Source organism: Anoxybacillus amylolyticus (assembly GCF_001634285.1).
Classification (GTDB): Bacteria; Bacillota; Bacilli; order Bacillales; family Anoxybacillaceae; genus Anoxybacteroides; species Anoxybacteroides amylolyticum.
The window spans coordinates 1,968,829-1,992,104 of sequence record NZ_CP015438.1 but is presented as its reverse complement, the minus strand read 5'-3'; the positions used below and the strand labels follow the sequence as shown (position 1 = coordinate 1,992,104).

Annotated in this window: 20 protein-coding genes and 1 pseudogene; 14 read left to right on the top strand and 7 right to left on the bottom strand. The window is 40.9% G+C overall.

Features of this window, described 5'->3' with window-relative positions:
- The first annotated feature begins 112 nt into the window (after positions 1-112).
- From GFC30_RS10120 to GFC30_RS10095, 6 genes are all read left to right on the top strand, one after another.
- The gene (locus tag GFC30_RS10120; protein WP_066325014.1) at positions 113-613 is read left to right on the top strand and encodes a PTS sugar transporter subunit IIA; all 501 of its coding nucleotides are present in this window, start codon (positions 113-115) and stop codon (positions 611-613) included.
- Positions 614-627: 14 nt separating this feature from the next.
- Positions 628-2,037: a PTS system trehalose-specific EIIBC component gene (gene treP, locus GFC30_RS10115; RefSeq protein ID WP_066325012.1), complete on the top strand. Its 1,410-nt coding sequence runs from the start codon at positions 628-630 to the stop codon at positions 2,035-2,037.
- 56 nt (positions 2,038-2,093) lie between these two features.
- Positions 2,094-3,797 carry an alpha,alpha-phosphotrehalase gene (gene treC / locus GFC30_RS10110; protein WP_066327314.1) on the top strand — a complete coding sequence of 568 codons (1,704 nt, stop codon included), beginning with the start codon at positions 2,094-2,096 and terminating at the stop codon, positions 3,795-3,797.
- Positions 3,798-3,820: 23 nt separating this feature from the next.
- Positions 3,821-4,537, top strand: a complete 717-nt coding sequence (treR, locus tag GFC30_RS10105) for a trehalose operon repressor (protein WP_066325010.1) — start codon at positions 3,821-3,823, stop codon at positions 4,535-4,537.
- 133 nt (positions 4,538-4,670) lie between these two features.
- Positions 4,671-6,080, top strand: a complete 1,410-nt coding sequence (locus tag GFC30_RS10100; RefSeq protein WP_066325007.1) for a Na+/H+ antiporter NhaC family protein — start codon at positions 4,671-4,673, stop codon at positions 6,078-6,080.
- Between the two features lie 104 nt (positions 6,081-6,184).
- Positions 6,185-7,372 (top strand): acyl-CoA dehydrogenase family protein, encoded by a 1,188-nt coding sequence (locus tag GFC30_RS10095; protein WP_066325004.1) that lies wholly within the window; start codon positions 6,185-6,187, stop codon positions 7,370-7,372.
- 50 nt (positions 7,373-7,422) lie between these two features.
- On the opposite strand, the gene speE is transcribed toward GFC30_RS10095, so the two are convergent.
- Together speE and GFC30_RS10085 are read right to left on the bottom strand one after the other, a co-directional pair.
- Complete coding sequence (gene speE / locus GFC30_RS10090) at positions 7,423-8,292, bottom strand: polyamine aminopropyltransferase (protein WP_066325001.1); 870 nt, start codon at positions 8,290-8,292, stop codon at positions 7,423-7,425.
- Between the two features lie 81 nt (positions 8,293-8,373).
- Entirely contained in the window at positions 8,374-8,817 is a 444-nt protein-coding gene (locus tag GFC30_RS10085) for an Rrf2 family transcriptional regulator (protein WP_066324998.1), read from the bottom strand.
- A 173-nt stretch (positions 8,818-8,990) separates the two neighbouring features.
- Here GFC30_RS10085 and hmpA point away from each other — a divergent pair, with 173 nt between their 5' ends.
- The 8 genes from hmpA (at position 8,991) to GFC30_RS10045 (ending at position 17,589) form a co-directional block, all read left to right on the top strand.
- Positions 8,991-10,229 carry an NO-inducible flavohemoprotein gene (hmpA, locus tag GFC30_RS10080; RefSeq protein ID WP_066324993.1) on the top strand — a complete coding sequence of 413 codons (1,239 nt, stop codon included), beginning with the start codon at positions 8,991-8,993 and terminating at the stop codon, positions 10,227-10,229.
- Between the two features lie 94 nt (positions 10,230-10,323).
- The gene (purU, locus tag GFC30_RS10075) at positions 10,324-11,226 is read left to right on the top strand and encodes a formyltetrahydrofolate deformylase (RefSeq protein WP_066324990.1); all 903 of its coding nucleotides are present in this window, start codon (positions 10,324-10,326) and stop codon (positions 11,224-11,226) included.
- Positions 11,227-11,385: 159 nt separating this feature from the next.
- On the top strand, positions 11,386-11,760 hold the full coding sequence (locus tag GFC30_RS10070; protein WP_066324988.1) for a replication termination protein: 375 nt from the start codon (positions 11,386-11,388) through the stop codon (positions 11,758-11,760).
- Between the two features lie 136 nt (positions 11,761-11,896).
- A complete protein-coding gene (locus tag GFC30_RS10065) occupies positions 11,897-12,772 on the top strand; it encodes an ATP-binding protein (RefSeq protein ID WP_066324985.1) in 876 nt (291 codons plus the stop codon).
- Between the two features lie 10 nt (positions 12,773-12,782).
- A complete protein-coding gene (locus GFC30_RS10060) occupies positions 12,783-14,687 on the top strand; it encodes a vWA domain-containing protein (RefSeq protein WP_066324981.1) in 1,905 nt (634 codons plus the stop codon).
- Positions 14,688-14,701: 14 nt separating this feature from the next.
- Positions 14,702-15,934 carry a DHH family phosphoesterase gene (locus GFC30_RS10055; protein ID WP_066324978.1) on the top strand — a complete coding sequence of 411 codons (1,233 nt, stop codon included), beginning with the start codon at positions 14,702-14,704 and terminating at the stop codon, positions 15,932-15,934.
- A gap of 113 nt (positions 15,935-16,047) precedes the next feature.
- Positions 16,048-17,235 (top strand): LysM peptidoglycan-binding domain-containing protein, encoded by a 1,188-nt coding sequence (locus tag GFC30_RS17630; RefSeq protein ID WP_066324975.1) that lies wholly within the window; start codon positions 16,048-16,050, stop codon positions 17,233-17,235.
- A gap of 165 nt (positions 17,236-17,400) precedes the next feature.
- A complete protein-coding gene (locus GFC30_RS10045) occupies positions 17,401-17,589 on the top strand; it encodes a hypothetical protein (protein ID WP_066324973.1) in 189 nt (62 codons plus the stop codon).
- Positions 17,590-17,832: 243 nt separating this feature from the next.
- Here GFC30_RS10045 and GFC30_RS10040 read toward each other — a convergent pair whose 3' ends face one another.
- The 5 genes and pseudogenes from GFC30_RS10040 to cydB form a co-directional block, all read right to left on the bottom strand.
- Entirely contained in the window at positions 17,833-18,315 is a 483-nt protein-coding gene (locus GFC30_RS10040; RefSeq protein WP_066324970.1) for a hypothetical protein, read from the bottom strand.
- Between the two features lie 97 nt (positions 18,316-18,412).
- Positions 18,413-18,583 (bottom strand): annotated as a pseudogene (locus tag GFC30_RS17790) (hypothetical protein); the annotation flags it as partial.
- Positions 18,584-18,768: 185 nt separating this feature from the next.
- Positions 18,769-20,547, bottom strand: a complete 1,779-nt coding sequence (gene cydC / locus GFC30_RS10035) for a thiol reductant ABC exporter subunit CydC (RefSeq protein WP_066324969.1) — start codon at positions 20,545-20,547, stop codon at positions 18,769-18,771.
- Positions 20,547-22,262 (bottom strand): thiol reductant ABC exporter subunit CydD, encoded by a 1,716-nt coding sequence (gene cydD / locus GFC30_RS10030; RefSeq protein WP_066324966.1) that lies wholly within the window; start codon positions 22,260-22,262, stop codon positions 20,547-20,549. The genes cydC and cydD overlap by 1 nt, the downstream gene beginning before the upstream one ends.
- Positions 22,262-23,275: a cytochrome d ubiquinol oxidase subunit II gene (gene cydB / locus GFC30_RS10025; protein WP_066324964.1), complete on the bottom strand. Its 1,014-nt coding sequence runs from the start codon at positions 23,273-23,275 to the stop codon at positions 22,262-22,264. Before cydB ends, cydD begins: the two co-directional genes overlap by 1 nt.
- Between the last annotated feature and the right edge of the window lies 1 nt (position 23,276).

The window sequence follows — 23,276 nt, the reverse complement described above, 5'->3', positions numbered from 1 at the left end:
TCGTTGACTGCTTGCGCTTTATATTTTTTTATTGACCAACATGTATATACAAGTTAAAATAAATGTAACATGTATATACATGTTTTTGTAAGCGCTTAAGAGGGGGACTTATATGATCGTCTGGCAAGGGGAAGAAACGATATTTGCACCGTTGAATGGAAATGTTATTCCGATTGAAGAAGTACCAAGCCCTACGTTTTCTTATAAGCTGTTAGGCGATGGGGTCGCAATCGTTCCGTGCGAAGGAAAAGTGGTGTCACCAGTAGATGGACGAGTCATTAATATTTTTCAATCGAAGCATGCGATTGGACTTTTATCGTCAAAAGGATTGGAAATTCTTATTCATATTGGCTTAGAAACGGTGCTATTAAACGGTGAAGGATTTACGGTGCATGTGAAAAAAGGGGAAAACGTAAAAAAAGGGGATTTGTTGCTTTCATTTGATCTTAGCTTAATAAAAAAGAAGGCTGCTAGTATTATTACGCCTGTAATTATTACAAATAGCGAGATGACGGAAAACATGGTACCGATGGCGTACGAAAGATGCGTGGCTGGACAAAGTGCGCTATTACAAGTGACGATGCGCAAATCGTATTTGTTTCGAATCAAATGACTGGAGGGAAAAACATGGATAAACGCTCCGTACAGCAAATTGTGCAAGCCGTTGGCGGAAGAGAAAACGTTATCGCAGCCACCCATTGCGTGACGCGGTTACGCTTCGCATTAAAAGACGAAGGAAAAGTTAACAAAGAAGCACTCGAACAAATCGATATGGTCAAAGGCTCTTTTTCTGTAAACGGCCAATTTCAAGTTGTGATCGGTCAAGGATTAGTCGATAAAGTATACAATGAAATGATTGAGATGACAGGTCTTGCCAAAGCGACGAAGCAAGACATTAAAGATGCCGCTGAAGCGAAGTTAAATCCTTTTCAGCGAGCGATTAAAACGTTAGCTGATATTTTCATTCCAATTTTACCTGCCATCGTTACTGCCGGTTTATTGATGGGGATTAACAACGTATTGACAGGACAAGACATTTTTTATGATGGAAAATCATTTGTCGACGTGCATAAAGAATGGGCGGATGTGGCGAGCATGATTAACTTAATTGCCAATACTGCATTCGTTTTCTTGCCAGGGCTCATCGGCTGGTCGGCGGTCACAAAATTTGGCGGAAGCCCGTTATTAGGGATTGTGCTCGGCTTAATGCTTGTACACCCTGATTTATTGAATGCGTGGGGATGGGGAGCAGCGAAAGAAAAAGGCGATATTCCAGTATGGCATTTATTTGGGTTTGATGTGCAAAAGGTAGGATACCAAGGACAAGTATTGCCTGTTTTAGTAGCGTCGTATGTATTAGCAAAAATCGAGCAATATTTGCGAAAACGTATTCCAGATGCGTTTCAGTTGTTGCTCGTTGCCCCTCTTTCGTTATTGATTACTGGATTTTTAGCATTTATCGCGATCGGTCCTATTACGTTTGCGATTGGGAATGCCATTACGAGTGTGTTTGTCACAATTTTCAATAACGTTCCGGCAATTGGTGGCTTCTTATACGGTGCTTTATACGCTCCGTTAGTTGTTACAGGGATGCATCATACGTTTTTACCAGTTGATTTACAGCTTATTTCTAGCACGGGTGGTACGTTTTTATGGCCGATTCTTGTCATGTCTAATATCGCGCAAGGCTCAGCTGCGCTGGCGATGATGTTTTTGGCAAAAGACGAAAAATTAAAAGGGCTTGCCGTTACCTCTTCCGTATCGGCGTACCTTGGAATTACAGAACCAGCGATGTTCGGGGTGAACTTGCGCTTCCGTTATCCGTTTATTTTTGCGATGACAGGTGCAGCGATTGCGGGAATGTTCATTACCATTAACCAAGTGCTTGCACCGTCGATTGGTGTCGGCGGACTTCCTGGATTTTTATCGATTGTTCCGCAGAAATGGACGCCATTTTTCATCGGAATGGCGATCGCGATTGCGGTTCCGTTCGCGTTAACGTATGTGTTCGGAAAATTTAAGAAGGAAACAAAATAACGATGACGATACCATTGGTGCTTGAGATACACCAATGGTATCGTTTTTGTCAGCAAATGAGAGGTGGGATTGAAGTGAATAAACAACCGTGGTGGAAAAAAGCAGTTGTCTATCAAATTTATCCGAAAAGTTTTAAAGATACGAATGGAGATGGGATCGGGGATTTGCAAGGGATTATTGAAAAACTGGACTACTTAAAAACATTAGGTATTGACGTAATTTGGCTGACTCCGATCTATCAATCACCGCAGCGCGATAACGGCTATGATATTAGCGATTATTTTGCGATATACGAACCGTACGGAACGATGGAAGACTTTGAACAGCTGTTAGCAGAAGTGCATCAACGAAATATGAAAATCATGATGGATATTGTCGTCAATCATACATCGACTGAACATAAGTGGTTTAAAGAAGCGAGATCGTCTAAAGATCATCCATACCGTCATTTCTACATTTGGAAAGACGGACGCGATGGAAAATACCCCAACAATTGGAAATCTAAATTCGGCGGTTCGGCATGGGAATACGATGAGCATACAGGTCAATATTACTTGCATTTGTTCGATGTTACACAAGCGGATTTAAATTGGGAGAATGAGGAGTTGCGACGGAAACTGTATGATATGATGCATTTTTGGTTAAAAAAGGGTGTTGACGGTTTTCGTTTAGATGTCATTAATTTAATTTCGAAAGATCAGCGTTTCCCGGATGATGACGGATCTGTACCACCAGGGGACGGCCGAAAATTTTACACAGACGGTCCACGCATTCATGAATTTTTGCAAGAAATGAATCGCGAAGTGTTTTCGAAATATGATATGATGACCGTTGGCGAAATGTCATCGACAACGATTGACCATTGTATTCAATATACTAACCCGGAGCGCAAAGAGTTAAATATGACGTTTAATTTCCACCATTTAAAAGTCGATTATCCAAACGGGGAAAAATGGGCGGTTGCAAATTTCGATTTCTCCGCATTAAAACGAATTCTGTCTACTTGGCAAATCGAAATGAACAAAGGCGGAGGCTGGAATGCGCTGTTTTGGTGCAATCACGATCAGCCTCGCATCGTGTCGCGCTATGGCAATGATAACGTTTATCGGAAAGAAGCGGCGAAAATGCTTGCGACCGTCATTCATTTGATGCAAGGGACGCCATATATTTATCAAGGCGAAGAAATCGGCATGACCGACCCGAAATTTACGCGAATAGACGACTATCGCGACGTCGAGACGTTAAATATGTACCAGATTTTACGGGCGCAAGGAAAAACAGAAGAGGAAGTGTTAAATATTTTACAGCGAAAATCGCGCGATAATTCGCGGACGCCGATGCAATGGGACGATAGCGAACATGCTGGGTTCACCACCGGTACACCGTGGATTCGCGTCGCTCGCAATTACCGTGACATTAACGTCAAGCAAGCGCTGGAAGACAAGACGTCCGTTTTTTATCATTATCAGCGGTTAATCCAGTTGCGCAAGCAGTACGAGATTATTACGACGGGAGATTATCAATTATTACTAGAAGACGATCCATCGATTTTCGCTTACGTCCGAAATGGAGACAATGAGAAACTATTGGTTATTAACAATTTCTTTGCAGAAGAAACGACATTTAGGTTACCTAGCGAAATAGAAGTAGACGGCTACGAGAGCCGCGTGTTAATCGCCAACTATGAAGAGGCACCAAAGCAATTTCAACAAATTCGTTTACGTCCGTACGAATCGATTGTGTATCACTTAACAAAATGATACAATACAAGTCGGTGATAGTGATGAAAAAGAATAAATTTTTAACGATTTACAACGACCTTTCGCTGCAAATTCGCCAAGGAGTGTTTCAGCCAAACGATTTGCTTCCATCTGAGCACGAACTGTCGCAGCAATATAAAACGTCGCGTGAAACGATTCGCAAAGCGTTAAATTTATTGTCAGAGCATGGGTACATTCAAAAAATAAAAGGAAAAGGCTCTGTCGTTCTGGATGTCAGCAAATACGATTTTCCGGTGTCTGGATTAGTCAGTTTTAAAGAGCTAACACAGCAAATGGAAAAACGCGTTCGGACGATTGTTCACGAATTGCAGCTTGTTAAACCAGATGACGATATTCGCCAATATTTAGAGGCAAGTGCAAAAGATGAGATATGGAAAGTCGTTCGCGCCCGTGAAATTGAAGGGGAAAAAATTATTTTAGATAAAGACTTTTTGCATCGAAAATTCGTGCCACTATTAACGCGAGAGATTTGTGAAAACTCGATTTATGAGTATTTAGAAAATGAATTGAAGCTAAAAATTAGTTTTGCGAAAAAAGAAATGTTCGTCGATAAAGTCACCGACGAAGACCGGAAGTATTTAGATGTAGGTGGGTATGAGCATATTGTTGTTGTCCAAAATTATGTGTATCTAGAAGATGCGAGCTTATTTCAATTCACAGAGTCGCGACATCGTCTCGATAAATTTCGGTTTGTCGATTTCGCTCGGCGCACGCATTAATCCGCATATGGCTGTATTAGCATATGCGGTTTTTTTATCATTTATTTTTTATCAAACAATGTTCTAAATAATCAATAAGTGTAATAGTTCTAAGTATTTATGGCCATCCTTGTAACGAAAGGAGTTGGATGAGTTGGAAGGAACATGGGTATCGCTATTGCCTTTTTTGCTCGTTATTCCACTTGCGATTTGGTTGAAAGAGATGTTGCCAGGTCTTGTTGTCGGGTTATTGGTTGGTGCGTTTTGTTTAGAAGGTCAATTTTTTTCGGCGATTGAACGAGCAGTGAATGCCATGCTAGAAGCCGCAACAAATGATGGACATATGCAAGTCATTTTGTTTTTGTATTTGTTCGGAGCGCTTACTGGGATGATGCAAATTACTGGAGGAGTGAAAGGATTTGTTCAATGGATTAGCCCGAAAATTCACTCGAAACGCCGAATGATGGGCTTTATTTGGTTGACGCTTCCGTTCACCTTTTTTACGCCGATGTTTCGGATTATGTTGCTTGCACCAGTAATGAAACCGCTTAGCGAAAAATTCCAAATGGATAAAAGGAAAATGGCATATATCATCGACGTATCAACAGAACCGATTATTGTTCTTTTGCCAATCGCTACTGCGTTTATCGGGTTTATGACGTCGGTGGTAGAAGGGGCACTTGAGCAAAATGTCATTGCTCAAGCGGCATACCCTCTTTTTTTAGCAAGTTTGCCGTATAATTTTTTTGCGGTGATTGCATTGATTATCGGAATCGTAACAACGTTTCGGCACGTTCAAATAGGAAAAGAAGAGCGAGCACACGTAGAGAGTGAAACAAACTATTTTCACCGGTTAGGATTAAAAAAAGAACTAGCATTAGTCGTTGGCGAGCCACTTCATCTCTTTTTTCCGCTTTTTTTCCTTTTTGTATTTACGATATTTTTTCTTTGGTATGATGGAAAAACAAAAGGTGCTACGACGCTTTTCGCTGCTTTTTCACATGCGGATGCGACGTTTGTCATGTTAGTCGCGCTTTTTCTTACCATTGTTCTCACAGCCATCTTTTATTTCCTTCGCCGCCAGAAACTGCATGAGCTTATTTATCATTTTTTTGAAGGCGGCAACGAGTTAATAGCGGCAATTAGTATGCTTCTTCTTGTTTGGGCGCTATCGTTGACAGCGGAACAGTTAGGTTTTTCCAGTTACATTAGTGCAACGTTCGGAACGTTTTTACCAAAGGAGATTGTTCCAGCAGCCGTGTTTATTCTCGGTTCTTTCATTTCTTATTTTATCGGCACATCATGGGGGACGTGGGGATTATTTATGCCGCTTGGTGTGACGCTTGCATCGGCAACTGGTGCATCATTGCCGATGACGATAGGGGCAGTATTTGCAAGCGGCACGTTTGGCGCGTTTGCCTCCCCATTAGGAGATACAACGATTACGACTGCTTCGATTATGGATTTAGATTTAATGGAATATGCCAAATATAAGTTACGCATTTCACTCTTGTGTGGAGTTTTAGCGCTCATTGGCTATCTCCTCTTTCCGTTCATTAGCTGACCTATCCGGTGGATTTCCGCCGGGTTATTTTGTTTGCGAAATAAAACTATGTTCTAAATAATCAATAAGCGTAATCATTTTCTTCTTCTCTAAGAAGAAGTAAAATGGAAACAAAAAGAAAAGGGGAGAACGAGTTGGACCATTTATTTTTACGAACCGCTCGAGAAAAGCAGTTGTACGAACACGCCATGCAGCTTGCACAGCATTTCCAAAAACGGGCTCAGTATTATGATGAACAGGCACTTTTTCCATTTGAAAATTTTGCGGAATTAAAAGAAGCAGGCTTTTTATCATTTACTGTTCCAAAACGATATGGAGGGGAAGAAATTTCGTTGTATGAATTTTTGCTCGTGCAAGAAACGCTTGCCAAAGGGGATGGGGCGACCGCATTATCGCTCGGTTGGCATTTAGGCATCGTGATGAATTTAGCAGAACAGAAAAAATGGCCTGAACCCGTGTTTGAGCGCATTTGTCACGAAATCGTCCATCAGCAAGTACTACTAAACAGCGCTCAGTCAGAAGCAGCAACAGGAAGTCCAGCGCGCGGGGGGAGACCGGAAACGATGGCAGAAAAGCAAAATGGACGCTGGATTATTTCTGGAAGGAAGACGTATACTTCGCTTGCGCCAGCGCTTGATTATTTTATTGTATCCGCGACGATTAAAGAAACAGGGGAAGTGGGTAACTTTTTAATCCCAAAAACCGCTCCCGGTCTCCAAATTGAAGCAACGTGGAATACGATCGGAATGCGGGGAACGAGAAGTGATGATCTCGTATTAGAAAACGTCGAAGTCGACGAAACGGCATTGCTTGAGATTCAATCATCGAAAGAAAAAGGAAGAGCGCAAGGTTGGCTTTTACATATTCCTGCCTGTTACTTAGGGATCGCAATTGCTGCCCGTAATGAAGCGATTGCTTTTGCTAAGTCGTATCAGCCGAATACGTTGTCACATCCGATTGCCGACATACCAGAAGTGCGGCGTAAAATTGCCGAAATCGATATTCAGTTAATGGCCGCCCGTCATTTTATGTATTCAGTTGCCGATCAATGGGATCGCTACCCTAAGAAACGACGAGCAATGAAGGCAGAATTAGCGGCAGTGAAATATGTAGCGACAAATACAGCCATTCATGTCGTTGATCTAGCGATGCGTGTCGTTGGCGGACATAGCTTATTTTCTCATCACCCGCTGCAGCGTTATTACCGCGACGTCCGTGCCGGGCTTCATAATCCGCCAGCCGACGACTTAACGATTTCGATCGTTGCTGACCGTTCGTTTCAAAAAGAATAGCGGTAAGTACTTATAGTAAACAAGGTGCCCCCCTGTGGGACACCTTGTTTCTATGATAACGCTGTTTTCATAAATTGCGGCAATTCAAAACAACGAGTTAGAATCGCATCGTTTACGTATTTCGTGTCGGTTGGCAACGACAATCTATTCGGAAGAGAAAGCGGAATTTTCGCGCCGATGGTAAAGCTCCATAATCCGCCCGGATACGTTGGTACCGTTGCGGTATAGACAGCTGCGTGTGGAAATAGTTGACGAATGTTTGTATACGTTTGTTTTAAAACATCTAGATGGAAAATAGGGGATTGACTTTGGCATACCATTATCCCATCTTCTTTTAACGCGCGATGCACACTTTTATAAAACTCATAAGAAAATAATTCCTTCGCTGGTCCAATCGGGTCAGAGGAATCAATAATGATGACATCGTACGTATTTGCGTGTTCTTTCACAAATGCGACCCCATCCGTATAAATAAATTGGACGCGAGGATCAGATAAATTGCCAGAAACGGCTGGCAAGTGTTCTTTACAAGCTTGTACGACTTTTTCATCAATTTCTACCATATGAATTTCTGCAATATCGGGGTATTTTGCTACTTCCCGAGCTGCTCCACAGTCGCCACCACCGATAATCAGCACTTTTTTTGGCGCTGGATGGAATTGAAGTGGAACGTGAGAAATCATCTCATTATAAATATGACCATCAATCGAAGTTGTTTGAACAACCCCGTCAAGCACGAGCATCCTGCCAAAATCGTACGAATCTAAAATCATCACTTGTTGAAACGGAGATTGCTCTGAGAAGATAATTTCTTTGATTCGATAGCTAATTTTTAAATTCTCCCGATCATCTTCCGTCAACCAAAGTTCCCCATTCTCCATTTTTAAATATGGTGGTAGTGATGACAATGCCTGTTTCATTTGGACCTCCTTCAAATGCTTGTTTTTTAGACACCTTCTTAATAGTAATATATTTCACAAAAGGAGACAATCCTATGCTTGTTACGAACGTTTTTGCTGGAAGATGGATTGTAGATGATGTTTATTCGCTAACAAATCTGCTAGCGTGTATGAATCTAATACTCGCAAAAACGCCTCCAACGCTTCGTGAAGAACATGTTTAAGCCCGCAAACAGGAGTAATAATACAATGGTTGCCGTGTCCAGCAAAACATTCAACGAGCGATAAATTATCTTCTGTATGGCGGACGACAGTGCCAATGCAAATATCTTCTGGTTTTTTAGCAAGGCGAATGCCACCGTTTCGTCCACGAATTGTTTCGATAAATCCTTCTTTTCCAAGTTCGTATACAATTTTACTTAAATGATTTTCAGAAATGGAAAAGGCGCGCGAAATTTCTTTAATATTCGTTTTTTCCCCAGGTTCTAATGCCCCTAAGAAAAGAAGCACACGCAGTGCGTATTCTGTATAGTTTGTTAACTGCATCGTTTGTCACACCTTCAATCACTTTGTCTATCCATTAGTTTACCATATTTTTTGTTCGGTGCGAAAATGTGAACATTTTGTTAAAGATGTATTTGAAATATTGCTTTTTAAATAAACACTATGATTCAATAAACATGTATATAAAATACATGTTTTAGTGAGGGGATTTATTCATGAACGCAACAAAAACATTATTAAGCAAAAAAACGATCGAAATCATTCAATCAACAGTACCGGTACTAGAACAGTATGGGGAACAAATTACGAAACGGTTTTATCAATTAATGTTTTCTAACCACCCGGAGCTGTTGAACATTTTCAACCATGCCCATCAAAAACAAGGACGACAGCCAAAAGCGTTAGCGGCTTCTGTCTACGCAGCAGCAAAACATATTGATAACTTAGAAGCGATTTTGCCGGTAGTCAAACAAATTGGGCACAAACATCGCAGCCTCGGTGTAAAAAAAGAGCACTATCCAATCGTCGGAAAGCATTTATTGTTAGCGATCAAAGATGTGTTAGGCGATGCAGCAACCGATGAAGTGATTGAGGCGTGGGGAGAAGCGTATGGTGTCATTGCGGACGTATTTATTCAAGTTGAAGAAGAAATGTATCGGGAAGCAGAAAGGAAAACAGGGGGATGGAAAGATTTCCGCCGCTTTGTTGTGCAACGAAAAGTAAAAGAAAGTGATGTCATTACGTCGTTTTACCTTGTACCAGAAGACGGCGGAGAAGTTAGCGATTTCTTACCTGGCCAATACGTAAGCGTAAAAGTAACGATCCCTGGAGAAACGTATACACATATTCGCCAGTATAGCTTATCTGACGCTCCGCAAAAAGGGTATTATCGGATTAGCGTGAAAAAAGAAGCAGCAACCGATACGCAACCAGCTGGAATCGTATCAAACTATTTACACGACCACATTCAAGAAGGGGATGTACTTGAATTAAGCGCACCAGCGGGTGATTTTACGCTTGATATGGCAAAAGAAACGCCAGTCGTGTTCCTTAGCGGTGGGGTTGGGATTACGCCGTTATTTAGCATGGTCAACACGTTAATCGCTAAGCAACCGGAGCGGAAAGCAACGTTCATTCATGCAGCAATCAACGGAAACGTTCACGCCTTTGATGCAGATCTTGCAAAACTTGCGAACGAGCATGAGTCGCTTTCTTATTATATTTGCTATGAATCGCCAACAGACATAGACCGAAAAAACCCTCACTTCGCCAAAGAAGGATGGATTACAGGCGAATGGTTACAAACAATCGTGCAGGATAAGCAAGCCGATTTCTATTTCTGTGGTCCAGTGCCATTTATGAAAGCTATTTATCACGCACTAAAAGAATGGGGCGTAGCAGAAGCTAATATCCATTATGAATTTTTCGGCCCTGCCGGCGACTTAACGAAATAACTTTTTAGCAAAAATACAAAAATAAACAAAAAAACGGTTGGCATTCCAGCCGTTTTTTTGTATGATGAGGAAAAAATATCGAGGGGGAAAATGGATGCACACGTTTCGCGAACGTCGTCTACAAAATTTTTTGCAAAACTATCAGCATCGAGCACGGCTTGTCATCTCATGTCCAGACCGACCTGGTATCGTAGCTGCTGTCACTTCGTTTTTGTACGAGCAAGGGGCAAATATCGTTGAATCAAGTCAATACTCGACTGATCCAGAAGGGGGAACGTTTTTTTTACGAATCGAATTTGATACACCGATGATGGCCACTCGAAAAGCGAACATAGAAAAAGCATTTGCACCGATTGCCCAAACATTTCAAATGAATTGGCGTTTTCGATTACATAACGATTTGCAAAAGCTCGCGATTTTCGTTTCCAAAGAAGAACATTGCTTATTAGAACTGCTATGGGAATGGCAAGCAGGGGAACTCTTAGCAGATATCGCTGTTGTCATTAGCAATCATGAATATATGCGAGAAAGCGTCGAATCGATTGGTATCCCTTATTATTTCATTCCAGTGACAAAAGAAAAAAAAGCGGAAGCAGAAGGGAAACAACTCGCACTTTTAAATGAATATAAAGTCGATACGATCGTGCTTGCCCGCTACATGCAAATTTTATCCCCGGAATTTGTGGCACAATTTCCAGCCAAAATTATTAACATTCATCATTCGTTTCTGCCAGCTTTCGTCGGAGCAAGACCGTATGAACGAGCGTATGAGCGTGGAGTCAAATTAATCGGGGCAACATCCCATTATGTCACCGACGATTTGGACGAAGGACCGATTATCGAGCAAGACGTGGCGCGAGTAGACCACCGCTATCATCCAGAAGATTTAAAACGAATCGGACGCATTATCGAAAAAACGGTTCTTGCGCGGGCATTAAAATGGCATCTCGAAGATCGCGTCATCATTTACCAAAACAAAACGATCGTTTTTAACTAAGAAATACTCGCAAGCGGGTATTTCTTTTTTTCGCCTTATGGTGATAAAATACAACTATGTTCTAAATAAAAAAATATTTAAAAAAGAAGGATCTTTGTTAACGGAAAAGAATAATTATAAAGGGAAACGGTTATTTTCTCTAGGAAAGGAGATAGATATATGGGAGAAAAACGGACATCAAGCGGATTTTTGTTAAAGCAGCGCGCATTTTTAAAATTGTATTTAATTACGTTGACAGAGCAAGAACGTTTATATGGGCTAAAACTATTAGACGTGCTTCGGCAAGAGTTTAAACCGTATGGATATAAACCGAACCATTCGGAGGTGTATAAAGCACTACACGATTTAATTGAAGACGGCATTTTAAAACAAGTGAAGCAAAAAAAAGAGGGGATGAAGTACCAAGAAGTCGTTTACTATCGCTTTGCAGATGGAGGATATGAGAAAGCGAAACTGTACAAACGGCAGCTGAAAGCAGAGTTAGACCGCTGTGAAGCGCTTATACGTAAGGCTATCCAAGATAACTATAGCTAAGAGGGCAAAAGCTCTCTTGGCCAATATGTTTACATAACATTTTTATAAGATACTAATCATCTCTTTTGCGTTAAACATAAAACATCGAGTAGAATGGGATAGTGATTACATATGACAGAAAGGACGATACATAAACATGAATATAGCATTACCTGTTGCCATTGAACAACAGATGCAAACCCGAAAGAAACAGTTTGCCTATGACGAAGACGCGTATTTAATTGGAAAAGGAGGATACACTACAGCAGCTCCCTATACTCTTTACGATGCTATCGTTGCATTGGCACTTGGAAAAAATGTGCTTTTAAAAGGACCAACGGGTGCAGGGAAAACAAAGTTAGCGGAAACGTTGTCTTATTTGTTCGGACAGCCAATGCATAGCATTAATTGTTCTGTTGACCTAGACGCAGAAGCAATGCTTGGCTTCAAAACGATTCAAGAACGGGAAGGAAAACCTGTTATTGAATTTATTCCTGGACCTGTCATTCAAGCAATGACAAAAGGTCATTTGCTTTATATTGACGAAATTAACATGGCGAAGCCAGAAACGTTGCCGATTTTAAATGGTGTACTCGACTATCGGAAAACGCTCACCAACCCATTTACTGGCGAAGTAGTAAAAGCGAAAAGCACGTTTGGCGTAATCGCTGCGATTAACGAAGGATACATCGGCACAGTTCCATTAAACGAAGCGCTCAAAAATCGCTTTATTGTTATAGATGTCCCCTACATTCAAGGTGACGCATTAAAAGATGTATTACGAGCACAGAGTATATTAAAGGATCATTCGTTAATCGATCGATTTGTAATGTTATCGGCTGATTTAATCGTTCAAGTGCAAAGCGGCCAAATTTCAGAAACAGCAGCTTCTATTCGTGCACTCATTGATGCATGCGATTTAGCAGTTTATTTGCCGCCGCTTCGAGCAATTGAGCGCGGGATTGTCGAAAAATTAGAAGACGACCGCGAAAAAGCCGCGGTACGCAACATTGCGGAAACACTCTTTGAGTGAGGGAAGAACGATGAAACGGTTTATCCAGTTTAATGATAAAAAAGTCGACTCGTTTTTATTTATGCAGCTATCGGATTTAGCAAAAACATTAACAAAACAAGCTGACTGGGAAATAGAATTTGGGGTTCAGTCGTATGTTAATTTTGTCAATCGGAAAATATACGTCAGCCATTTTTGGGATAACCGTCCAGAAAAAGTCGATGGGTTGAAAAGCGATGTTTGCTTACGTGCCATCGGAACATTACAGTACACAACGATTGCGGAAGTCCGCTCCTTCCTTGAGCAGGTGAATACGACGTTTACTCCTCGGTTTGCCAAGCAGCTGTTTATGCTCGCTGAAGATATGCGGCTCGAGGAGCTTTGTAAACGAGATCGTCCTGGGACAAAAAAATGGTTTCGTACAAGAAGGAATGTGTATCGCCATTATTTCCAGAGTCAGATGCATGCCAACTTAGTAAAAAGCGTGTATACGGATACGTTATTTGCCGCTACGTATTTGTTGTTGACATCAGAATCACCGTTGGAAGAAATTCCTCCTATTTCTGAACCAATTGACCATCTCATGCCCCAAATTCGCCAGTTGCTCGGTCAGTTTTTTGACGCTGCATCAACGCGCGATGTCGCACGCGTTGTGTTGCTAATAACTGGAATGTTAGAAGGAATACTAGAAAAAGACATGTTAAATACGTATTTTTATTTGCCAGAACATAGCTACGAACCGCAAGGAATGTTGATGGAAGACATAAAACGAATCGACCCGTTGAATAACTGTGACGTGCTCAATGAAGGGAAAGAAGGAGACGAGGATGTCCACGAACAAACGTTGCCGACATGGCATCGCGAAACAAGCAAAATGACGAAAAGCTTTTTACAGTTTGAACTAGAGCAAGGAACACAAGCAGATTTATTAGGGGAAGGAGTGCGCGAAGGAGAAGCAGGGGATCAAGCACTTGGGGTTGTTCAAGGTTCCTCGCAAAAAAGCAATCGAACGGACTATACGAAGCAAGTAGAAGCGAAAAAAATTCATATGCAGCCATCTGGGAAAGGGGAACCTTATGGGAAAGAAAACAAATATGCAGAAGCGATTTTCCTCTCTCCATCTCCTCCTTCTTTCGCCCATATTCGGGAATACGGGCGAAAAAAGGAAGAGGTTGCCGTTTATCAAAAGAAATTGAAAAAAATGATTGAACAAATGCTTGAACATAAAAAAATTATGCCCCGTACAGATTTACACTTTGGTCGTTTGCATAAAAAATTACTTCGTTTATGGACGGACGAACAGCCGCGTTTATTTTACAAAAAGCGCACTCCATCCAGTGCCATTGATGCCGTTTTTACATTGTTAGTGGACTGCTCTGCTTCGATGCATGATAAAATGGAGGAAACGAAGCGAGGGATCGTATTATTTCATGAGGTGTTAAAATCGGTGGCGGTTTCACATCAAATTGTTGGCTTTTGGGAAGATGCCAATGAAGCAAATGAAACGAGCCAGCCGAATTATTTGCATACTGTTATTTCGTTTGCCGCTTCCCAAAAGAAGCAAAGTGGTCCAGAAATTTTTCAGCTGCAGCCGCAAGAAGATAATCGCGATGGCTTTGCAATCCGTCTCATGACGGAACAATTAAGGAGGCGAACAGAAAAACAAAAATTTTTACTAGTGTTTTCTGATGGCGAACCAGCAGCGTATGGCTATGAGCAAAACGGAATTATCGATACGCATGAAGCGGTGCTCGAAGCAAGAAAACACGGAATTGAAGTAATTAACCTCTTTTTAGCAAACGGAGAAATTGACGAGGGGCAGCAAAAAACGATTCAAAATATTTACGGCAAACACTGCTTGTTTGTTCCGGACGTCTCTATACTTCCAGATCAATTATTTCCATTGTTAAAAAAATTGTTATATAAAAGCTTATAAAAAGGGGGAACAAAATGATAAAACTGTTTACTGATAGTGACTTAGATGGTATTAGTTGCGGCTTGCTCGCGAAGCTTGCTTTTGGTAGCAATGTGGATATTGCTTACTGCTCCTATCGCACATTAAATGAACGTGTGCGGCAATTTATTGATAACAACCTACACGACGAGCAGCTGTATATTACCGATTTGGCGGTAAACGAGGAAATCGAAAAGAAACTAGCTGAACGATTCCAATCAGGAAAGCATGTGCAAATGATTGACCACCATGTAACCGCCCTTCATTTTAATCGCTATCCGTGGGGACATGTAAAGCCAGTAGATGAACATGGGAAAAAAACGTGTGCTACTTCCTTATTTTATGAATATCTCGTTCAAAAAAATTTTTTAGAGCGAAATGAAGCGTTAGATGTGTTTGTGGAACTCGTTCGTCAATACGACACGTGGGATTGGGATGAAAACAAAACGATTGAAGCAAAGAGGCTAAACGATTTGTTAGGAATTTTAGGGATGGATGAGTTCATCGAACAGATGTTAGAGCGTTTGCAGGCGAAGCTTCCGTTTTCTTTTAATGACATGGAACAATATATCTTTCAAACAGAAGAAAAGAAATTAGAGCGCTACATTCGCCTCAAACAAAAGCAACTTGTACAAACGTGGATGGATGGGCATTGCATAGGAATCGTATTTGCCGAGCAGCACATATCTGAATTAGGAAATGCTTTAGCGAAACGGTTCCCACACTTGGATTTAATCTCCCTTGTAAATGTTGGGACGAAACATATTGGGTTTCGAACGATTCACGACGAAGTAGACGTGTCGGCATTTGCAAAAAAATTTGGTGGTGGAGGCCATCCGAAAGCTTCGGGCTGTTTAATGGATGAACATGCGTTTTCACGCTTCGCTGTGCCGGCATTTCAGCTTCCGCCTGTTTATCGCGATGCGGAACAAAATCGCTATAATATAAAAACAAACGACCAAGGAATCTTTTTCAAAAATAATGGAGAACAATGGTTTTTACTCGCTAATGAAAAAGAACGCATGTGGAAGGTGCTTAGCGGCGGCCCAGCTGTTTCGTTTAAAAGTAGCGAGGAAGCAGAGCGGTGGATAAAACGACAATTTGCGGCAGGATTGGCAGATGATACACTTGTATTAGAGTATTTGCAACAACAATTGTCATGGCCAAAAGAAACGATTGCCCAACGCTATGAAGAGGCAATTCGGAAATACAAAAGCAAAAAAAGTTGATGCGTGGCGTCAACTTTTTTGTTGTTCGAATATTTCCAACAATTACAGTCTGCCTCCCTTGCTATTTTACAAGTAAAATAGGAATATACCAAACTAGCAAAGAGAGGTGCAACATGAATAAAAAAACATGGGTAGCAGGACTGACGTTCGCATTATTCGTTAGTGGTGTAGGACAAGCAGACGCACACGAATTAACATACAAAGTGCAAGCAGGGGATAGCTTATGGAAAATTGCAACCGCGAACCATTTATCTGTGACAGATTTAAAAGCATGGAACGGGTTAACAAGTGATCAAATTTATGTTGGCCAAACGTTAACGCTATTGCCTCCACATACTCATGATACGACGTATATTGTAAAAGCGGGCGATAGTTTATCCACAATTGCCAAAACATACAATGTATTCATTGCCGATATTAAAATTCGCAATCAATTATCCAATGATTTTATTTATCCAGGCCAAACGTTAATAATTTCAGCAGAAAAAGGCACGTATACGACCCATACCGTTCGTGCGGGCGAAACGTTATCGATTATTGCTCGAGATTATGGCATTTCGCTTGTTGATTTAAAAACGTGGAATCAGTTAAGCACCGATACTATTTACGTTGGTCAAGTATTAAGTGTCGCAAAACCAGCAGAAACGCCAACAACCTCGCCAACGGAAACAAAAGCGGTGACGTATACGGTGCAAGCAGGGGATAGCTTATATAGTATCGCGAATAAATACGGAGCAACCGTGCAACAATTAAAGACAATAAACAACTTAACTTCTGATACGATTTACGTTGGACAAGTATTAAAAATTACGGACGGGGAAGTTTCGAAACCAGTAGCTCCGGATCGTTTGCAAGATTCCGTTTTTCCGCTGCAGGTGGGAACGTATACTCCGTTTGGTGATACGTATGGGGAAAGTCGGCAATACGGTGGTCAGCGTGTTCATGAAGGAATAGATATTATCGCGCCAAAAGGAACTCCAATTTACTCTTCGACAGACGGGACAGTCGTTCGCAAAGGTTGGAGCGATTTAGGCGGCTGGCGTCTCACGGTAAAAACAAGTGAAGGGGTTTACATTTATTATGCTCATATGCAAACTTACGCAACAGGTATTAACGAAGGCGGATTAGTGAAAAAGGGGCAATTAATCGGCTATGTCGGCGATTCTGGATACGGTCCACTCGGAACAACCGGCAAATTTGTTGCTCACTTGCATTTCGGGATGTATGATTTGAATTGGAACGCGATTAATCCATATAACTATTTAAAATATTGGGAATGGAAAATGAATAATCCGCAATAAAAACGTGCAGAAAAACTGCACGTTTTTTAATAAAAAGTTAACATAATTGTAACAGTTTTTATGTTTAAACGGACGCCGACTTTCTCTATAATATAAATGTAACAGATTTTATATTTGAATAGGTACAGGTTTTATTTATAATATGAAAAATGGGAGGTGAGGACATTGAAACATTATGTCTTTTCGTTTTATACAGATCAGAAAATGGTACGGGAAGAAGCGATTCTTGCCAATGGAATGATGGATGCGTTTTTAAAAGCAAAAAAAGCAATGAAAGCATATAAAAAGGAATTAGGGGTTCCTATCCGTGTTCAATACAAAGGCGTACGCTATCGAAACATCGACATTGCGTAATTTTACTTTTACATGGAAGGATGAAACCATGCTTTGTCAATTGTTCCAACAACACTAACGTGCAGCGACTTTGAAACAAAAAACGCTGCACGGTTTATTTTTCTTTTTTTCATCTCAATATTATAAGTTTACTTTTGGATTGAGATGAAACTACCACAACTTCCTATAATAAGTGTTATGTAAACTGATAATAAAAACAAAAAATAAGGCAGTTGCTATTTACTGCCCTCTTAGGTTTTTTAGTTACACAATCTCGCTTATAACACAGCCGGCAAGCTTATTCTCTATTTTACTGTTGCGAAATAACCAATTTATTAAATGAGGCTCAGTGTTAAAAATTTCAACACTTACCTTCCCCTCAACAAATAGCAGAGCAAAGCGGACGCCTATTTTAATTAAAGAACCGTCAGAACCTTCAACGAAAAGAACGGTTTCGGAATATTGATAATCATCTAGATTACTTCCGAATTTCTTTTCATAATAATCAATGTTTTCACTTCGGTTCGGTCCAGCAATTTCCTTTAGAATTTGATAGAAATCTTTAATGTTTTCCTTGAAAATTTCTGGATAAAGCGATCCATAAATTTTATTGTCATGGATGGTTAGTTGGAATAAACTTAAATCTAATCGTTTTGTTAAAAGCTGTTCCCATTCAGCTTGAGTTAAAATCTTTTCTGATTCAGCCACAAATTCACTAATAATCCCTAAGCTATAATATGTACCCATAATGCCTCCTGAACACCTACCGTGTTCCTTCGATTACTTATTTATAAGCAGCCACGTACAGACATTCTTTAATAAAGAAAAGAACGGACTCCAAACACTAGTATTTCGTGTCTTTTTCACGGAATGCCGCTTGGGTATCGAAAGAGTCTTTCTTTTTATGAATATGAAAAGGATCGAACTCGGAGATTTCTTCTGTTGTTCCATCCGGATGATCATGACCATGGAACTTCATGATGATCTGGCCGTTTTCGTTGTACCAATCATACCAATAAGATTCAAGTTCTTGATTTTACAATCTCTTTACAATGTAGTTTGGAGAAATCGTTAAATACAATATCTTGAAGTGAAATCGGTCGTATATCTTGAATGATAGAGCCAAAATCGAGCCGGATCTGCCTGAAATAAGCAGTATACCATCTTTGACTGCGTCAAAGCAATCGGTTCATCCCATGTCTAAAGACGGGCTACGCCCTTGCATGGGCTTTCCCCGATTGTAAATTGTAAAGCCGGACGATCCAGTGCATATAAACGTCGATATCTTTCCTCGCTTTCAAGCAGTTGTTGATGACTTCCACCCATGATGATTTTTCCTTTTTCAAGGAAAAGGATGCGATCCATTTTCTCCACGCCCATCAAATGGTGTGTTACCCAAATGATGGTTTTTCCCTTGAGCGTATTGAAAATGGTAGCCAATAAATTCGCTTCTGTGATTGGATCGAGCCCAACTGTCGGTTCATCCATGATGACGATCGGAGTTTTTTGCAATAATATCCGTGCCAGTGCGATTCTTTGCCGTTCACCACCGGAAAAGCGAGAACCTGTTTCTTGCATGTTCGTCTCATATCCTTTAGGCAATTGCATAATCAATTCATGCAATTGAACCATCTTGGCTGCTTCGTATACTTCTTCATCCGTTGCTTCCGGGTTGCCAAGGCGGATATTGTTCATGACGGATGTATTGAATAAATAGGGCTTTTGGTTGAGAACAGCCATTAATTTTGGAACAGCCGAACCCAACTCATGTGCATTCATCCCATTTATACGCACTCCTCCACGAGTCGGTACAAGAGCTCCTTGAAGTAATTTCAACAGCGTCGATTTTCCGGATCCGCTGCGCCCGATAATGGCAATTTTCTCACCCTGCCCTATTTTTAAACTAAAATCGTTCAGCAGTGGTGTTTCAGAAGTATATCCAAATGATAAATGGTTTATTTCAATCGTTACTTGAGATAAATCCAGTGAATTTTTGCATCCATCTGCTTCTATCCAAGGTAGAGAAGACTCTGCTTCAATGGCTTCAAGACGCTTTAATGAATCTTGATAAGACGATGTTTCACTAACTGCCCCTGCAATCGGCAAAAAAGATTCCACTAAGGACAGTGCTACAAGACCACAAGCAGCAATCATCGTGGGCGAGAATTCTCCTCTTAGCGTCTGCTCATTGGCCCAATAGATGGCGATGATGACAATGGCACCAAGCACAATCTGATTTAAAACGTCTCGCCAGTTCACAAAGGAACGTTTCTTCGTTTCAATTGCAAGCAGTTTATGTTCTTGTGTTTCGTATCGCTGAATAAAAGCCGCGTATTTCCCGCTAAATATCCAGTCGCTTATGCCAAAAATCGTATCGGTAAACTGTTGATAAAGTTGGTGTCTTCCCCTTTTCAATTGTTCATTTTTTGTTTTCGTATAAATGTATGAAATAATTGGACCAACAAAAATCAACAACCCTATGAATACAGCTAGGAGAATTGCGAATGGAATCGAGAAAAGTCCTGCACAAATAATAATCACTGTGTAAATGACTAAAGAAACAAGTGAAGGAAACAGTGTTTTTAAGTAAAAATCCTGCAAATGCTCAATATCATCGGCGAGTACACCAAGAACGTCACCCGTGCGTAAGCGAGAACGAAGAAACAAGGCTTGCGGCTCAATGATTTTATATAAGCGGACGCGCATTTCGGAAAGTATCTTCAAAATGAATTGGTGTCCTGTCAGTCTCTCCGCATAGCTAAGCACAGATCGACCAATTCCGAATGCACGGACACCAACAATCGGCACATAAACCATTAAAATGGATTCAGGTTGTGTCGCCGCTTTAGAAATTAAATAACCCGAAGTAAACATCAATGCTCCGCCAAAGAGAATGGTAAGCGAACCAAGAAGAATAGCCAACGCAAACAAGCCGCGATATTGACGCAAATACGGGAAGATCCAATTCTCCTTATTCATTAGATGCCCTCCATTTGTGTTTTAACAAGCTGATAATAAGTAGAATTCTGCCCGATTAACTGTTCGTGTGTTCCGATTTCCACTATTTTGCCTTGATCAAGAACAATAATTTGATCCATATCAAGCATCCAATGCAAGCGATGTGTAGCAAAAAATACGAGCTTGCCGTTAAACAATTGTAACATCGTCTCTTTTAATTCGTATTCCGTTTCAATATCAAGATGGGCAGTTGGCTCATCAAGAATGATGATAGGACGGTTGCTTAAGAATGCCCGTGCGAGGGCGATCCGTTGTTCCTGTCCGCCACTTAAGCTCCGTCCCCCTTCCCCTATGATTGTTTCAAATCCCTGCGGCAACGATTGAATCACTTCGGTGAGTCCCGCTCTCTCTGCTGCCTCCTCTACTTCTTTCACGGTTGCCTCCGGATCATAAAAACGAATATTGTTTAAAACGGTATCGTGAAATATATAAGGGTGTTGGGGAATATACGTTATTTGATTTTGCCAATTCAACTGAGACAAAGTGGTTAACTTCTTGCCGTTTACCTGAAATTCTCCTGACGAAGGCGTTAAAAATCCACTTAATGTATCAATCAATGTGGATTTTCCTGCACCACTAGCTCCAATAATTCCAATTTTTTTTGAGCCTGAAACAGAAAATTGGATATCCTGTAAAGCTGGACGATCGCTGTCAGCAAAATGTACACTTACCCCTTTAACAGAAAATGTACTTGTTGATTTCCAAAGGGGGATAGGATCCTGTTTTTGCTGCAACGATTCCTTATCGAGAATTTCCTGAATCTTTTTGCCTGCTTCTTTACCGTCAAGCGTCGCATGGTAATCGGCCCCCACCTCCCTAATTGGCAGGAAGTACTCCGGCGCTAGGATAAGAATCGTCAACGCTGGACGCAACTCCATCTTCCCGTTTATTAAATCCATTCCAAGAAAAACGGCGACGGTCGCTATTGAGAGCATGGTAAAAAAATCCAATGCAAACGAAGATAAAAAGGCGATACGCAAAGTTTCCATTGTAGCCCGTCGATATCTTTCGCTTACTAAAATAATTTTGTTGATGTGCTGCCGGCTTAATCCTAAATATTTGAGTGTCTCCAATCCTCTCAACGAATCGACAAAATGATTGGACAGCATTTGATAGGATTCATATTGGCGATCGGCTTTTATTTTTGCCGCCAATCCAAGCAAAATCATAAAAGCAATAAGTATCGGAACGGCTAGGCCTAAAATGACAGCGGAACGGATATTTACAAAAAAGATAAAGATACAGATCATAACAGGGATAATTGCCGAATTCATCAATTTCGGAAGAATAAGCTCCAAATAGCGGCGGAATTTCATCATTCCTTCCATAACCAAGGTGACTGTCTGTCCGGAGCCTTCTTCTTTTACAAAACGAGGGCCGAGTTGAAACAGCTTTTGCAACAATGATTCCCGCAACTCTTTACTCGTTCTGGCAGCAAAATGGTAGACTATATTTCTTTTCCAAACGGTTAGCAGTTGGCGAACAACTAACGCAAGAAAGAAAATAATCAACTTTTTAAAGACATTGGCAAACAAATCTCCCCCAAAAAGGGAGGAGATTGCGTCTGCCAAAAAATAAGCTTGAATAATAACAATAGCACCTTGAATAACCGTTAATATCGCCAGACCAGCTAAAACCGGCTTAATCCCTTTGTAAGAGAACAATGTTTTATCCATCAGTACGTTAAATGCTCCTTGTCAGATACTCGTTTACGGAATACGTAATAGCTATAAATAGTATACCCTAATACAAACGGTAAAATAGTTACGGCCACAATTGTCATTATTTTCAAGGAATATGCCCCACTGGATGCGTTGTAGACCGTTAAATTAAAGGCTTTGTTCAAGGAACTGACCATCACTCTTGGGAACAGTCCAACGAAAATCGATGATACCGTTAGTCCGATTCCAAGTCCTGTCATAGTGAATGCCATTCCTTCGCGTTTATTGGAAATGAAATAGTATGATAATCCATAAGCAAGCACAATCAATACGACAATAATAGGCTCAAGGATAGGGCGTACCTCAAAAATATCTGTCATAAACGAAGAGAGTCCTACAAAAATGATAAGTGATCCAAGTACGGCCAACACCAATTTTTTAGCCAATGCAGCCGACCGTTGTCTGATCTCTCCTTCTGTTTTTAAAGATAGGAAAGTCAATCCATGCAATAAGCACAGTAACGTAATCGTTAAGCCGCCCCAAATGGAATAAATATTCATAACATCCGAGAAACCTGCCTCCATATTCATATCTTCATGGATCGGCACACCCTTAAGCGCACTTGTAAACAGAACACCTAAAAGGAACGGCGGCAGCAAGCTTCCGAAAAAGATCACCCAGTCCCATACATTCGTCCAGCGCGTGTCTTCAACCTTGCGGCGATATTCAAAAGCAACACCGCGTCCAATTAGGCTCAGCAAGACTGTCAGCATCAGCAAGTAATAGCCGCTGAACATCGTTGCATACCAGTGCGGAAAGGCTGCAAAAATGGCACCCGCTCCAGTTATTAGCCATACTTCATTCGCGTCCCAGAAAGGCCCGATTGTGTTCACCATGATAGTCCGCTCTTTTTGATCACGGGCAAGGAAGCGAGTCGACATTCCTACGCCAAAATCAAAACCTTCAAGAAAGAAGAACCCAATAAAAAGTATGGAGATTAAGACAAACCAAAGTTCACTCAATTCCATC

What these genes read in the sequence shown, in the direction of transcription:
- GFC30_RS10120 (WP_066325014.1), top strand. Translation starts at nt 113, where the DNA reads ATGATCGTCTGGCAAGGGGAAGAAACGATATTTGCACCGTTGAATGGA.
- treP (WP_066325012.1), top strand. Translation starts at nt 628, where the DNA reads ATGGATAAACGCTCCGTACAGCAAATTGTGCAAGCCGTTGGCGGAAGA.
- treC (WP_066327314.1), top strand. Translation starts at nt 2,094, where the DNA reads ATGAGAGGTGGGATTGAAGTGAATAAACAACCGTGGTGGAAAAAAGCA.
- treR (WP_066325010.1), top strand. Translation starts at nt 3,821, where the DNA reads ATGAAAAAGAATAAATTTTTAACGATTTACAACGACCTTTCGCTGCAA.
- GFC30_RS10095 (WP_066325004.1), top strand. Translation starts at nt 6,185, where the DNA reads ATGGAAACAAAAAGAAAAGGGGAGAACGAGTTGGACCATTTATTTTTA.
- speE (WP_066325001.1), bottom strand. Translation starts at nt 8,292, where the DNA reads ATGAAACAGGCATTGTCATCACTACCACCATATTTAAAAATGGAGAAT.
- GFC30_RS10085 (WP_066324998.1), bottom strand. Translation starts at nt 8,817, where the DNA reads ATGCAGTTAACAAACTATACAGAATACGCACTGCGTGTGCTTCTTTTC.
- hmpA (WP_066324993.1), top strand. Translation starts at nt 8,991, where the DNA reads ATGAACGCAACAAAAACATTATTAAGCAAAAAAACGATCGAAATCATT.
- purU (WP_066324990.1), top strand. Translation starts at nt 10,324, where the DNA reads ATGCACACGTTTCGCGAACGTCGTCTACAAAATTTTTTGCAAAACTAT.
- GFC30_RS10070 (WP_066324988.1), top strand. Translation starts at nt 11,386, where the DNA reads ATGGGAGAAAAACGGACATCAAGCGGATTTTTGTTAAAGCAGCGCGCA.
- GFC30_RS10065 (WP_066324985.1), top strand. Translation starts at nt 11,897, where the DNA reads ATGAATATAGCATTACCTGTTGCCATTGAACAACAGATGCAAACCCGA.
- GFC30_RS10060 (WP_066324981.1), top strand. Translation starts at nt 12,783, where the DNA reads ATGAAACGGTTTATCCAGTTTAATGATAAAAAAGTCGACTCGTTTTTA.
- GFC30_RS10055 (WP_066324978.1), top strand. Translation starts at nt 14,702, where the DNA reads ATGATAAAACTGTTTACTGATAGTGACTTAGATGGTATTAGTTGCGGC.
- GFC30_RS17630 (WP_066324975.1), top strand. Translation starts at nt 16,048, where the DNA reads ATGAATAAAAAAACATGGGTAGCAGGACTGACGTTCGCATTATTCGTT.
- GFC30_RS10040 (WP_066324970.1), bottom strand. Translation starts at nt 18,315, where the DNA reads ATGGGTACATATTATAGCTTAGGGATTATTAGTGAATTTGTGGCTGAA.
- cydC (WP_066324969.1), bottom strand. Translation starts at nt 20,547, where the DNA reads ATGAATAAGGAGAATTGGATCTTCCCGTATTTGCGTCAATATCGCGGC.
- cydD (WP_066324966.1), bottom strand. Translation starts at nt 22,262, where the DNA reads ATGGATAAAACATTGTTCTCTTACAAAGGGATTAAGCCGGTTTTAGCT.
- cydB (WP_066324964.1), bottom strand. Translation starts at nt 23,275, where the DNA reads ATGGAATTGAGTGAACTTTGGTTTGTCTTAATCTCCATACTTTTTATT.